The 13,341-nt window shown below is 66.0% G+C and carries 13 protein-coding genes; 10 read left to right on the forward strand and 3 right to left on the reverse strand.

Annotation, left to right across the window (positions count from 1 at the left end; all coding sequences use genetic code 11):
- The first annotated feature begins 126 nt into the window (after positions 1-126).
- The 6 genes from OVY29_RS00910 (at position 127) to OVY29_RS00935 (ending at position 7,491) form a co-directional block, all read left to right on the forward strand.
- Positions 127-552, forward strand: a complete 426-nt coding sequence (locus tag OVY29_RS00910) for a Fur family transcriptional regulator (RefSeq protein ID WP_037555319.1) — start codon at positions 127-129, stop codon at positions 550-552.
- A complete protein-coding gene (locus OVY29_RS00915; protein WP_052182227.1) occupies positions 524-1,309 on the forward strand; it encodes a lysophospholipid acyltransferase family protein in 786 nt (261 codons plus the stop codon). Before OVY29_RS00910 ends, OVY29_RS00915 begins: the two co-directional genes overlap by 29 nt.
- A 7-nt stretch (positions 1,310-1,316) precedes the next feature.
- Positions 1,317-2,654 (forward strand): tRNA (N6-isopentenyl adenosine(37)-C2)-methylthiotransferase MiaB, encoded by a 1,338-nt coding sequence (miaB, locus tag OVY29_RS00920; protein ID WP_052182228.1) that lies wholly within the window; start codon positions 1,317-1,319, stop codon positions 2,652-2,654.
- A 130-nt stretch (positions 2,655-2,784) separates the two neighbouring features.
- On the forward strand, positions 2,785-3,792 hold the full coding sequence (locus tag OVY29_RS00925; RefSeq protein ID WP_037555321.1) for a PhoH family protein: 1,008 nt from the start codon (positions 2,785-2,787) through the stop codon (positions 3,790-3,792).
- 469 nt (positions 3,793-4,261) lie between these two features.
- Positions 4,262-6,493, forward strand: a complete 2,232-nt coding sequence (locus tag OVY29_RS00930) for a TonB-dependent hemoglobin/transferrin/lactoferrin family receptor (RefSeq protein WP_313910651.1) — start codon at positions 4,262-4,264, stop codon at positions 6,491-6,493.
- A gap of 20 nt (positions 6,494-6,513) precedes the next feature.
- Positions 6,514-7,491, forward strand: a complete 978-nt coding sequence (locus OVY29_RS00935) for a DUF6607 family protein (RefSeq protein WP_037555323.1) — start codon at positions 6,514-6,516, stop codon at positions 7,489-7,491.
- Positions 7,492-7,821: 330 nt separating this feature from the next.
- On the opposite strand, the gene OVY29_RS00940 is transcribed toward OVY29_RS00935, so the two are convergent.
- Positions 7,822-8,199, reverse strand: a complete 378-nt coding sequence (locus OVY29_RS00940) for a DoxX family protein (RefSeq protein ID WP_313910652.1) — start codon at positions 8,197-8,199, stop codon at positions 7,822-7,824.
- Positions 8,200-8,337: 138 nt separating this feature from the next.
- Here OVY29_RS00940 and OVY29_RS00945 point away from each other — a divergent pair, with 138 nt between their 5' ends.
- Both OVY29_RS00945 and OVY29_RS00950 read left to right on the forward strand, forming a co-directional pair.
- The gene (locus OVY29_RS00945) at positions 8,338-8,796 is read left to right on the forward strand and encodes a carboxymuconolactone decarboxylase family protein (RefSeq protein WP_037555326.1); all 459 of its coding nucleotides are present in this window, start codon (positions 8,338-8,340) and stop codon (positions 8,794-8,796) included.
- Positions 8,796-9,671, forward strand: a complete 876-nt coding sequence (locus OVY29_RS00950) for a sigma-70 family RNA polymerase sigma factor (RefSeq protein ID WP_037555327.1) — start codon at positions 8,796-8,798, stop codon at positions 9,669-9,671. The genes OVY29_RS00945 and OVY29_RS00950 overlap by 1 nt, the downstream gene beginning before the upstream one ends.
- Here the strand turns inward: OVY29_RS00950 and OVY29_RS00955 are convergent.
- Positions 9,668-10,540, reverse strand: a complete 873-nt coding sequence (locus OVY29_RS00955; RefSeq protein ID WP_313910653.1) for a hypothetical protein — start codon at positions 10,538-10,540, stop codon at positions 9,668-9,670. The two genes, OVY29_RS00950 and OVY29_RS00955, sit on opposite strands and share 4 nt — an antisense overlap.
- Before the next feature lies 1 nt (position 10,541).
- Positions 10,542-11,633, reverse strand: a complete 1,092-nt coding sequence (locus OVY29_RS00960) for a hypothetical protein (protein WP_037555329.1) — start codon at positions 11,631-11,633, stop codon at positions 10,542-10,544.
- 97 nt (positions 11,634-11,730) lie between these two features.
- On the opposite strand from OVY29_RS00960, the gene OVY29_RS00965 reads away from it, so the two are divergent.
- Together OVY29_RS00965 and ybeY are read left to right on the forward strand one after the other, a co-directional pair.
- Entirely contained in the window at positions 11,731-12,669 is a 939-nt protein-coding gene (locus OVY29_RS00965; RefSeq protein WP_037555330.1) for a LysR substrate-binding domain-containing protein, read from the forward strand.
- 161 nt (positions 12,670-12,830) lie between these two features.
- A complete protein-coding gene (ybeY, locus tag OVY29_RS00970; protein ID WP_037555332.1) occupies positions 12,831-13,337 on the forward strand; it encodes an rRNA maturation RNase YbeY in 507 nt (168 codons plus the stop codon).
- The last annotated feature ends 4 nt before the right edge of the window (positions 13,338-13,341 follow it).

Raw genomic sequence — 13,341 nt, forward strand, 5'->3', positions numbered from 1 at the left:
TATATCGCTCCAGCCGGAGCAGGAAGGGCGGCGTTCGCAGGGGCGCCGCCCTTGTCCTATTCGCGGGGCGTCCCTATACAGTTTATGACAAAGACAGACACGGCTGCATCTGCAGGAAAGGCAAGCATGTCCGGCAATATCGATCTCGAAGCCCTGTGCCACGAAAAGGGCCTCCGCATCACCGAACAGCGCCGCATCATCGCGCGCGTCATCTCGGATTCGGAGGATCATCCCGATGTCGAGACCCTCTATGAACGTGCGTCGAAGATCGACAGTGGCATCTCGATCGCGACCGTTTACCGCACCGTGCGCCTGTTCGAAGAAGCCGGCATTCTCGACCGTCATGATTTCGGCGACGGGCGCTCGCGTTACGAAGCCGCGCCCGAGGCGCATCACGATCATCTGATCGACGTCGAAACGGGCAATGTGATCGAATTCGTCGATCCCGAACTCGAAGCGTTGCAGAAGGTGATCGCCGAACGGCTGGGCTTCCGCCTCGTCGACCACCGCATGGAGCTTTACGGTGTCGCCATCGATCGCAAGCGCGACTGATCGCACCTCGATCACCTGGCGGACGGTCGCCCGTCTCGCCTTGATGGTGCTGGCGCTCCTTTTCCTAATCGTTCCGCATCTGCTTTACCGTGCCATCGGCCGCCCGTCGCCGATGGTGATGGCTTTCCTCAATGCCGTCGGCTGGATCGCGGGGCTGCGCATAAAGACGACCGGAACGCGGCTGCGGCGCGATGTCCTGTTCGTGTCGAATCATGTCAGCTGGCTCGACATTCTCGCGCTCGGCGGTGCGGCGCGCTCGGCGTTCGTGTCGAAGGCCGAGATCGGCTCGGCGCCGCTCGTCGGCTGGCTCGCCGACCAGAACCACACCGTCTATGTCCAGCGCGAGGCGCGGCGCGAGATCCACAATCAGGCGAACGACTTGCGCAATGCGCTCGCGCGCGGCCGCCCGGTGACTTTGTTTCCCGAAGGCACGACGGGCCCGGGCGACGGCTTGCTGCCCTTTCGCGCGTCGCTGTTCCAGGCGGTGATCCCGACGCCGCCGAAGCTGCGCGTCCAGCCAGTGTTCCTCGACTACGGGCCCGAAGCGAACGACATCGCGTGGCTCGATCCCGAATCCGGGCTGGACAACTTCAAGCGGCTGCTCGCGCGCAAGCGCCCGGTCCACTTGACGATCCATTATCTCGATCCGCTGCCCGACGCCGTCGAAGGAGACCGCAAGCTGCTCGCCGAAGCGGCACGCGCGGCGATCGCGGCGGAAATCGCACGCTCTTCCGCCAGCCCACCGCATCGCCTATAGCGCGCGGATGAAATCCGACTCTCGCAAGACTTTTCACGTCAAATCCTTCGGCTGCCAGATGAACGTCTATGACGGCGAGCGCATGGCCGAGATGTTGGGCGCGGAGGGCTATGTCGCGGCCGCCGATGGCGCCGACGCCGATCTGGTCGTGCTCAACACCTGCCACATCCGCGAAAAGGCGGCCGAGAAAGTCTATTCGGACATTGGCCGGTTGAAGCGCGCCGACGGCAGCACGCCCACCATCGCGGTGGCCGGCTGCGTCGCGCAGGCCGAAGGCGCCGAGATCGCGCGCCGTGCGCCCAGCGTCGATGTCGTCGTCGGACCGCAGGCCTATCACCGCCTGCCCGACCTGATCGCACGCGCCGAGCGCGGCGAAAAGGCGGTCGATCTCGACATGCCGCTCGAAAGCAAGTTCGGCGCGCTGCCCAAACGCGTGGGCGGCCAGCGCCCGACCGCTTTCCTCACCGTGCAGGAAGGCTGCGACAAATTCTGCACTTATTGCGTCGTCCCCTATACGCGCGGCGCCGAAATCAGCCGGCCCTTCGCTGACCTGATCGCCGAGGCGCGGGCGCTTGTCGCGGGCGGGGTGCGCGAGATCACCTTGCTCGGGCAGAACGTCAACGCGTGGGATGGCGAGGACGAGAAGGGCCGGGCGATCGGGCTCGACGGGCTGATTCGCGAACTGGCGCGCGAGGACGGGCTCGAACGCATCCGCTACACGACGAGCCACCCCAACGACATGACCGACGGGCTGATCGCGGCGCATGGCGAGGTCGACAAGTTGATGCCTTTCCTCCACCTACCGGTGCAGGCGGGCAGCGACCGCATCCTTGCGGCGATGAACCGCAGCCACAGCGTCGAGAGCTATCTTCGCGTCATCGAGCGCGTTCGCGAAGCGCGCCCCGACATCGCGATTTCGGGCGACTTCATCGTCGGCTTCCCCGGCGAGAGCGAAGAGGATTTCGAAGCGACGCTCGATATCGTCCGCGCCACCAATTACGCGATGGCATACAGCTTCAAATATTCGCGCCGCCCCGGCACGCCTGCGGCGACGATGGACGGCCAGATTTCCGAAGCCGAAATGAATGATCGCCTCCAGCGGCTGCAAGCCTTGCTCAACGAGCAGCAGCAGGCGTTCAACGAAGCGACCGTCGGCCGCACCACGCGGCTGCTCCTCGAGCGCAAGGGCAAGCTCGAAGGGCAGCTCATCGGCAAGTCGCCCTGGCTTCAGTCGGTTCACGTCATCGCGCCGGGATTGAAGATCGGCGACATGGTCGACGTGCGGATTACTTCGGCCGGACCCAACAGCCTGGGTGCCGAGCTGCTGATGGAAGCGGTCGCCTAGTGCCACGGGCGGAAGCTGTCTCCGCGAAGACACACTCCGTCTTTTTCCGTCGCATTCCGAACCCGCGGGAGATGGACTCGCGCCTTCGCGGGACTACAGTCGCCTTATCGCCAGAAGGAGCCTTGCCCACGTGTCCAAACGCCCGCTGACCGCCTCCACCCCCGCCGAACCCGGCGACCGCGTCCGACTGACGGCGGAATTTGAGCGCACACAGCTTTTGGGCATTCTCTTCGGCGAGTTCGACCGCAACCTCGTCGCGATCGAGAACCGCCTCGGCGTATACATTTCGGCGCGCGGCAACCGCGTGCAGATCGAGGGCGAGGCCGAAGCCGCGGCGCGCGCGCGCGACGTGCTCACCGACTTGTATGATCGCATCGAAAAGGGGCAGGAGGTCGATGCCGGCATGGTCGACGGGTTGATCGCGATGTCGGCGCAGCCGACGCTCGACGGCATCATCCGCCACGACGCGAGCGAAGCGCCGCCGGTGATGATCCGCACGCGCAAGAAGACGATCGTCCCGCGCGCGCCATCGCAGGTCCCCTATATGCAGGCGCTCGCGCGCGACGAGGTGATCTTCGCGCTCGGTCCCGCGGGCACGGGCAAGACCTATCTCGCGGTCGCGCAGGCGGTCGCGCAGCTCATCACCGGCAGCGTCCAGCGCCTGATCCTGTCGCGCCCCGCGGTCGAGGCGGGGGAGAAGCTCGGCTTCCTCCCCGGCGACATGAAGGAAAAGGTCGATCCCTATCTGCGCCCGCTCTACGACGCGCTCCACGACTGCCTGCCCGCCGAACAGGTCGAGCGCCGCATCGCGAGCGGCGAGATCGAGATCGCACCGCTGGCCTTCATGCGCGGCCGCACACTCGCCGACGCCTTCATCATTCTCGACGAGGCGCAGAATACGACAATCCCGCAGATGAAGATGTTCCTGACCCGCTTCGGCATGAACAGCCGCATGGTCATCTGCGGCGACCCGAAGCAGGTCGATCTGCCGATGCCCGCGACCTCGGGCCTCGCCGACGCCGTCGCGCGGCTTGAGGGGCTCGAAGGGATCAACGTCAGCCGCTTCACCGCCGCCGACGTGGTGCGTCATCCGATCGTCGGGCGGATCGTCGAAGCCTATGAGGGGCCGGGCGCTTAGCGCAAACGATGCCGGCTTTTGGGGAGCAGACGGAGCTTCATCCACTTTCGTCATCCCGGACTTGATCCGGGATCTGTTGCAGCGCTGAAGTCATGGACCCCGGACAAGTCCGGGGTGACGATGAGCGAAACATCCTCCCTGTGGCGAAGCCATGGGGAGGGGACCGCCGTCACAGGCGGCGGTGGAGGGACCGCGACGGTAGCGCCAATAGCCCCTCCGTCAGCGCTCCGCGCTGCCACCTCCCATGCCTGCGGCACAGGGAGGACGAGATTGCAGCAATCGGCCGAAGCGGCCTCGAACCTCGTGATCCGATGGCCACTTGAGAATCGTTCCGGACGACACCTGCCTAGCCTGCTCCACCCTCGCAATATTTTCGAGAACGATTCGCAATAGCATCTTGACCCTCGGATTTTGCGCGCCTAGAGCGCAGCTATTGCGAGTCAATCGCAAGACAATCAGGGGAAGAAAATTGACCAGCCATCGATTGCCGTCCGTCAGCCGCCTTGCCGCAGGCAACGCGCTGGGCCTTGCGCTCGCCGCCACCACCGCGCCGGCCTTTGCGCAGGACAATGACGGCGAATATTGGCTCGCGCGCAAGAACCAGATCGTCGTGACCGCGACGCGCACCGCGGTGAAGGCCGAAGACCTGCCCGTCACCGTCAGCGTCAAGACCGACGAACAGATCGCCGACGAACTCGTCACGGACATCCGCGACCTCGTGCGCTTCGAGCCCGGCGTCAGCGTCCAGCGCCAGCCCGCGCGCTTCGGCGCCGCGCTGGGCGCGACCGGGCGCGCCGGTAACGAGAGCTTCAACATCCGCGGCATCGGCGGCAACCGCGTGCTGATCCAGGTCGACGGCGTGCGCGTCCCCGATGGCTTCAGCTTCGGCGCGCAGGCGTCGGGGCGCGGCGATTATGTCGACCTAGGTCTCATCAAGTCGGTCGAAATCTTGCGCGGTCCTTCGTCGGCGCTTTACGGCAGCGACGGGCTCGCGGGTGCGGTCAGCTTCATCACCGCCGACCCCGCCGATTTCATCGAAACGGGCAAGAATGTCGGCGGCCTCCTCCGCGCAGGCTACAGCAGCGCCGACGAGGAGTTCAGCGAAACCGCGATCCTCGCGGGGCGCAGCGGCGACTGGTCGCTGATGGCCGCCTATACCCGCCGCGACTGGCAGGAGCTCGACAACAAGGGCACGGTCGGCGGTAACGGTCCGGCGCGCACCGAACCCAATCCGCAGGACGGCCATTCGAACGCCGCGCTGGCGCGGATCGTCTATGACCCGGCAAACGGCCATAAATTGCGGCTGACCGGCGAATATCTCGACACAGAGCTTTACACCAACGGACTGACCGGCGTCGGGCCGGGAAGCTTCGGCGCATCGGTCGACCGGCTCGAAGGCTGGGACACGGGCGAACGCAAGCGCGTTTCGCTCGACTGGAGCTGGGAGGGCGAGGGGGTAATCGATTTCGCGCGCGTCGCGCTCTACTGGCAGGATGGCGAAGACCGGCAATATACCGAGGAAGACCGCACGCCTTCGGCCGACCGCACGCGTCTCAACACCTTCGAAAACCGCGTCATCGGTGCCTCGGCCGATGCGCGCGCCGATTTTGCGACCGGGGCGATCGCGCATCGCCTCGTCTTCGGCGGCGACATCAGCAAGACGCGCCAGCGGGGCTTGCGCGATGGTACCGTCCCGCCCGCGGGCGAGGTGTTTCCCACCCGCGCCTTCCCGAGCACCGACTTCACGCGCGGCGGCCTGTTCGCGGGCGACGAGATCAGCATCGCCGACGGCCGGCTGATCCTCTATCCGGCATTGCGCTTCGACTGGTATGATTTGTCGCCCGACGACGACCCGCTGCTTCCGGCGTTCAGCGGTGCCGGGCAGGACGGCTCGCGGCTGTCGCCCAAGTTCGGCGCTTTGTGGAAGATCACCGACACCGTCCGGCTGTTCGCCAATTATGCGACCGGCTTCAAGGCGCCCGAGCCGGGGCAGGTCAACCAGTTCTTCGAAAATCTCGCCTTCGGCTATACGTCGGCGCCGAACCCCGATCTCGACCCCGAACGCAGCGAAAGCTTCGAGGGCGGCATCCGCTTTTCCAGCGATCAGGTCAGCCTCGACGTCACCGCCTTTTCGGCGCGCTACAAGGATTTCATCAGCCAGGAAGTGGTGAGCGGCAGCTTCACGCCCGCCGATCCCGCCGTCTATCAATTCGTGAATCTCGACCGCGCCCGGGTCAAAGGCGCCGAAGCGCGGTTCGAGGGGCGAGCGTCGTCCGGCCTGTATACGACGCTCGCCCTATCCTATGCCAAGGGTGACGAGATTCAGCCCGACGGCACGCGCGTGCCGCTGTCGACGATCGACCCGCTCAAGCTCGTTGTGGGCATCGGTTATCGCGAGCCGCAGAACGGGCGTTTCGGCGGCCAGCTGATCATGACGCACAGCGCGCGCAAGGAGGCGTCGCGGACCGACGGGCTGTGCACGCCCGAATGCTTCCGTCCCGACGGTTTCACCATCCTCGACGCGACCGCTTTCGTGCGGATTGTCGAGGGGCTGACGCTCCGCGCCGGCGTCTTCAACATCCTCGACGAAAAATATGCGTGGTGGAGCGACGTGCGCGGGCTCGCGTCCACCTCGACCGTCACCGACGCCTATACGCAGCCCGGCCGCAATGTGAGCGCCTCGCTGAGCTTCCGCTTCTAAACAAGAAAAGGACTGCACCGATGAAACATTATCGCAAGATCGCCGCCGGGCTTTTGCTGCTCACCGCCGCGCTGCCCGCCGTCGCCACCGCCCACCCGCCGATCGCCGCCGAGGAGGCCGCCGCCAATTTCGAGCAGGACCGCGCCGACATCCTCGCCATGGCCGGCAATTACCGCGTCAGCTTCAACATGCAGGAATCGACGCGCTGGGACCCCGATTACGAAGTGCTCGAACCCAAAAGGTCGGGCGGCAACGAAGTCGTGCGCGTGATCGAGGACACGGGGCGCAAGATCATACTCCAGCATATGCTCGTCATCACCGGCGACGACGACAAGAGCTTCGTGATCAAGCATTGGCGGCAGGACTGGGAATATGAGCCTGCAAAGATCCTCGCCTATTCGGATCGCAATCAATGGGCGTGGGAAGACGTCCCCGAACGGATGCGCACCGGCCGCTGGTCGCAGACCGTCTATCAGGTCGACGACAGCCCGCGTTACGCCGGCTGGGGGCAGTTCGAAACGCAGGGCGGCGTCCGCCGCTGGCGCTCCAGCTGGACGTGGCGCCCGCTCGCGCGCCGCGATGCGGTGCGGAATCCCGTCTACGACCGCTACCTTTCGATCAACCGCCACCAGCCCTCGCCCGACGGCTGGATCCACTGGCAGGACAATACCAAAATGGGGACGAAGGACGGCAAGCTGGTGCCGATCGTCCAGGAATATGTCCTCAACACCTATAGCAAGTTTGACCAATATGACGTGAAGGCGGCCGACGATTATTGGGCGGCGACCAAGGAATATTGGGCCGCGGTGCGCGCCGAATGGGACCGGGTGGCCGCGACCAAGGGCGGCATCGCGATCGACGAAAAGGCTGACACCGGCACCGTCATTAGCGGCCGCCTGCTCGAAATGGCCGACGAGGTTCAGGAAAAGAAACTGACGACGGCGAAGGCGATCGCTGAGGCGAAGAAGCTGATCGAAGCGAACACGCGCAAGCTGTAACGACCTTCACCATGTGAAGCCCGCATCTGGGGGCGGTCCGGAAGGGGCGCCCCCTATTTTGTGGCGCCGATTGTCGGCTTTGGGGTGGTGAGTTGCCGTTCCCGATCCTATTTAGCCCCTCCCCTTCAGGGGAGGGGCAACGCAGACTTGGCAGCTTGCTGCCTGGTCGTAGTGGGGTGGGGTCTATCGGCCTTGCGCAAGGCCGATAGACCCCACCCCAACCCCTCCCCTGAAGAGGAGGGGCTTTCTTTTCCCCGTGTCCGCTTTCGGCCGATCCGAGCCATTCGCGATCCTGAACCGGATTCGGAATTTTCTACGGAATCGCGCGCCCTATTTCTTCGCCCCGTCGACGCTCCAGACCCCCGCGCCGCGCGTCGCGATGAAGAGGAAGATGAAGCAATAGAGCGCGATCGTCTCGCCGCCGTTGACGATCGGATAGGGGCCCCTAACGCCGTGCATCATCCAATAGCCGACCGCCGCCATCCCGCTGGCGACGAATGCCGCTGGGCGCGTGAACAGGCCGATGACGATCAGGGCCCCGGCGACGAGTTCGATGATTCCCGCGGCGTGGAGCATCGGGTTCAGCGGCATCGGGAAGGCGACCGGGAAATTGAAGAATTTCTGCACGCCATGCGCCAGAAACAGCAGTCCCGCGACGATGCGCAGCAACGCATAGGCCTGTTCGCCGAAACCACCCAGAAACTTCATGAATTGCCCCCTCATTCCGATTGTCGAGGCGAGGAGGCTAACCGATTTTCCCGCCGACGCGAATTTTTTTCGCAGCGCATGTCACATCCGCCGATCCTGTCTCGTCATATCTGCACAACCCGTCGAAGGAGACACGATATGTCCAAGGTAACCGATCCCTTTGCCGCCTCGCCGCAGCTCATGAAGCAGTGGATGGCGGTCAGCCTCGCGGCGCAGGAAAGCCTGGAGAAGAGCCTGATCGAGCTGGTGAAGATCCGCTCGTCGATCCTCAACAGCTGCGCCAATTGCATCAACATGCACACCGCCGAAGCGCGCGCGAAGGGCGAAACCGAACAGCGCATCTACCTGCTCGCCGCGTGGCACGAAGCGCCGGTCTATACCGACCGCGAACGCGCCGCGCTCGCCTGGACCGACGCCTTGACCCGCCTTTCGCAAGGCCACACACGGAAGGAGGCGCGCGAGGCACTCGAAGCGCATTTCACCGCAGAGGAACAAATGAACCTGACCCTGATGATCAACGTCATCAATGGCTGGAACCGCATCGCGGTCGGCTTCGAGCTCTTTTACGAGGGCGGCGCGCCGGCGAAGGCGGCCTGATGACCCCCGAAGGCGTCCGGGACGGTGTCGATGCGGAGGATGCGGCGGTCAGTTTCGACCCGCTGCGTCCGCTGCTCACGCGCGTCGCCTATCGCATGCTCGGCTCGGTCGCCGATGCCGAGGATGTGGTACAGGACGCCTTCATCCGCTGGCTCGGCACCGATCGCGGCGCGGTGCGCGAGCCCGCGGCATTCCTCCGCCGCACCGTGACGCGGCTTTGCCTCGACCAGCTCAAATCGGCGCGCAGCAGCCGCGAGACCTACATCGGCCCCTGGCTCCCCGATCCGCTGGTCGAGGAGGAGGAAGAGGATGACATCACCCTGCCGCTGATGCTCGCGCTCGAACGGCTCTCCCCCTTGGAGCGCGCGGCCTTCCTCCTCCACGACGTCTTCGGTGTCGGGTTCGACGAGGTCGCAAAGACGATCGACCGCGATCCGGCGGCGACGCGCCAGCTCGCCGCCCGCGCGCGTACTCACGTTCGCGACGCGCGCCCGCGCTACAAGCTTGAAAAGGAGCGGGGGCTACAGATCGCCGACGCTTTCTTCGCTGCCTCGCGCAGCGGCGACATGGGGGCGCTCGGCGCGCTGCTCGCGGCCGACGTCGGCATGTGGACCGATGGCGGCGGCAAGCGCCCCGCCGCGATGGAGCCGGTGCTCGGTTACGACGTCGTGCTCAAACTGCACCGCGGCCTCGCGGTCTTGTTCGGCAAATATGGCTCGACGCTCGTTCACACCGGCATGATCAACGGCCTGCCGGGTTTCGTCACGCGCGAGGCCGACGGCGAACTCCAGACCACCGCGCTCGACATCGAGGACGGCCGGATCGTGGCGATTTATGTGATGCGCAACCCCGACAAGCTCCGCCACGTGCATTAGGGTCTGGATCGCCCCGGCGCTCCGGTCGCCGGCAAGCGATAGGCGATGCGATACAGGTCCATCGACGCCGCGCCATCGCGCCGTGCCGAGAAGGTCAGCCGGCCCGGCGCCGACCAGTCGACCATCGGACCATAGCTGTCGCCGACGGCATCGTTCACCGACAGCGGCAATTTCATGCCCGCGTCGTAGCGGCCATCGGTCGCCGCGGCGGCGAACAGGTCGACCCGGTTGTCCTGCATGCTCGGCGCGCGCGCGAAAATCACGGTCTTTCCGTCCGAAAGAAAGGTCGCGTCGAACTCGTCGGCGGCGGTGTTGATCGCGCCGGCCAACGGAGCCGCCGCCGCAAAGCCGCCTCGCGCCGTGCGCGCACTGTAAAGGTCATGCCGCCCCGCGCCGCCCGGACGGTCGCTCGAAAACAGCAGGCGCCGGCCGCCCGGCGACAGCATCGGCGCGAATTCACTTCCCGCGCTGTTGACCGCGGGCCCCAGATTCGCGGGGGTACCAAAGCCCGACCGGGTCACCGCGACGCGGTAGAGGTCGTCCTTGCCGATTCCGCCGGGCCGGTCGGAGCAGAAATAGACGAAGCGGCCGTCGCGTGTGAAAGCGGGGTCGAAATCACGGCCGGGCGAATTGAACGAAACCGGTGTCGCCGGGGACCAGCCCGATGCCGATCGCCGCGACATCCAGATATCATATCCGCCCGCGCCGCCGGGCCGGTCGCGGCTGAACCACAGCGCCGTCCGGCCGTCGGGGCTGATCGTCAGCCGGACTTCCGAATGTCCGGTCGACGCGATGCCCGGGGCAAACATCTCCGCCGCGCCGACGATCTCGACCGGCGGCGTGGCGGCGAGCAGGGCTATCGCAAGCATCCTATACGACCCTCGCGAAATCGCTGATCCAGTTGGTCTCCCAGCTTGCGCCGCCATCGGCGGAAAAGGCCTGCTCCCAGCGCGCCGACGTCGCGGTAATCCGCGACCACAGCACGCGCGTCTTGATCGGACGCCCTTCGAAACTGTCGTCGCCGATGAAGGTGCCGGTCCCGTCCTTGAAGCCGCCGCGGACGGGCGGCGCGATCGCCGCCGGGCTGCGTCCGTCGAGCCACCAGCTCAGCCATTCGCCCGTCGCGGGGTCGAGCGTGCGCACACCGACACCGCGGAACGGCGCGCCCGGAAAGTTCATGACATTGTCGCCGACATTGCCGCGCCCGCCCAGCACTGGCCAGTTGACGAACGTCCCGTCGAAATCGATCCACTCGCTGTTTCCGGCCAGCCGCTTTTTCAGGCGCCGATGCGCGACCTTCCAGCGGCCCGCGAGAAAGTCGAAGTCGCGCGCGTTCGGCGCGCCGGGGCTGTCGGCCAATTTGGGCAGCGGGGTCGGCGTCGCGGCGGTGCGGGTGAAATAATTACGCCAGTTGATCTCCCAGGTCGCGCCGCCGTCGGTCGAAAATCCCTGGTCCCAATGCGGTCGCGCGCCATGCACCTCGTGCCAGCGAAAGCGGACGGCAATATCCTTGCCGTTGAACGTGTCGCGCCCCGTAAAGACGCCTTCGTCGCCGTCGAAACACCCGACGACCGGCGGCTCGATATGCGTCGGGTTGCGGCCGTCGACCCACCAGATCGCCCATTGCCGCGTCGCAGGATCAAAAGCGCGGATACCGAAACCGCGATATTCGCCGCCGGGCAGGTCGAGGATATTGTCGTCGATCGTGCCGAGCCCGCCCAGCGTCAGCCAGCACGCGCTCTTCCCGCCGAACTCGGCCCAGTCGTCGCTGCCCGCCAGCCGTTCCTTCAGCCGCCGGTGCCATACGTCCCAATTGCCGACCAGCCACCGCCAGTCGTCCCGGTGGGCGTCGGGTCGGGGCGCCTCGGCCCATGCGGGCATGTCGAACGCCGCCGCGCCGCCGGCAAGGATTATCGCTTCGACCAGCTGACGCCGGTTGAGGGCAGGGGAAAGAAAGGTCATGGGGCCTCCGGCAGGATGGAACGGGACGGCGTCCGGTCTGCCCGACAGGTCGCGCTTGGACGACGCGAAGTTTTGGCGTAGAGGCTAAAGTAGGCTTATGGTCCGTACCGGCAAACTTCCGCCCCTGCCTTCGATCCGCGCCTTCGAAGCGGCGGCACGGCTCGAAAGCTTCGCCCGCGCCGCGCAGGAACTTGGCACGACGGCCGCCTCGGTCAGCTATCATGTTCGCCAGCTCGAACGGCAGACCGGAATCCACCTGTTCGTGCGCCATCCGCACAAGGTCGCGCTCACAGCGACCGGCGCCGCGATCGCGCGTGAGGCGACCGCCGCTTTCGCGGCGCTTCAGGCGAGCTTCGTCAAGGCGCGCGAACAGGATGAGGCGCGGCTTTCGCTCACCGCCTTGCCGACCTTCGGGACGAGTTGGCTCACCCCGCGGCTCGGGCTGTTTCGCACCGCGCACCCCGACATCGCGATCGAACTCGAACTGTCGGCCGAGCCGCAGCCGCTCGGCAACGGGCGGTTCGACGCGGCGATCCGCCACGGTCTCGGCGACTGGCCGGGCCTCCGCAGCGTCCGGCTCTTCCCCGTCCTGTTCACGCCGCTGTGCGCGCCGGCGCTGCGCGATGCCGCCCGCAAGCTCACCGATCCCGTCCGCCCGCTCGATGTGCCGCTGCTCGGCCGGCCCGACTGGTGGGCGCTCTGGTACCGCGCGCTCGGCGTCGTCCCCGGCCCGCGGCCCGATCGTTTCGGGACCAGTCTCGCCGCCGAGCATATGGATATCGCCGCCGCCGTCGCGGGGCACGGCATCGCGATCGGATCGCCGATCCTTTTCTGCGACGAGATCGCCGCCGGCCGCCTCGTCCCGGCGCACGACCTCGTCGCGGGCGACGGCCGCGCCTTCTGGTTCGTCTATCCCGTCGCGCGGCTGCAGAGCGCGAAGATCGCGCGCTTCCGCGACTGGTTGGCCGATACCGCCGCGGCCGAGATCGCGGCGGCGCGCCACCTGGTCGAGCGCGCGGTCATTCTCGACCCGTAAGGCTCGTCAAATATCGCTGTCCTATAAAATCGCGCCGCGATACGAGATGGCGAGAAAAGCCTTCGCCGCTTCGCGGCCATTCGCGCGGGCATAGGGACAAACATGCGAATCTTGAGTGAAGTTGCGCAGTTTTCAGCGAGTTTCCGTTTCGGGCTTCTTTCATGCTGAGTGTCGAAACCCATGAGGCATCGCCATGGCCCGACGCCCTCGATTGGGAGGTGCGCGCGGCAGAAGCCGCCGCGGCGGCGCTCGCGCTGACGCCCTTCGCGGCGCTTGCCGACGCCGCGCCGCTGGTCGAAATCGCCGTGCGGCTGACCGACGATGCCGAAGTGCACACGCTCAACCGCGATTTCCGGGGTAAGGACAAGCCGACCAACGTGCTGTCCTTTCCGCAGGTGCAGGACGATCTGCTCGAAAGCCTCGCCAACAGCGACGACGGCGAAATATTGCTCGGCGACATCGTGCTCGCGCGCGAAACTTGCCTGCGCGAGGCCGAGGAGAAGGGCATTTCGGTCGCCGATCATGCGACGCACCTGATCGTGCACGGCACGCTCCACCTCGTCGGATACGACCATATGGACGATGCCCCGGCGGCGGCGATGGAGGCGCTCGAAGTGAAAGCCCTTGCATCGCTGGGCATCGCCAATCCATATGCGGATCAGGATTAACTTA

Origin of the sequence: Sphingopyxis sp. SE2 (assembly GCF_032227185.1) — a bacterium.
Classification (GTDB): domain Bacteria; phylum Pseudomonadota; class Alphaproteobacteria; order Sphingomonadales; family Sphingomonadaceae; genus Sphingopyxis.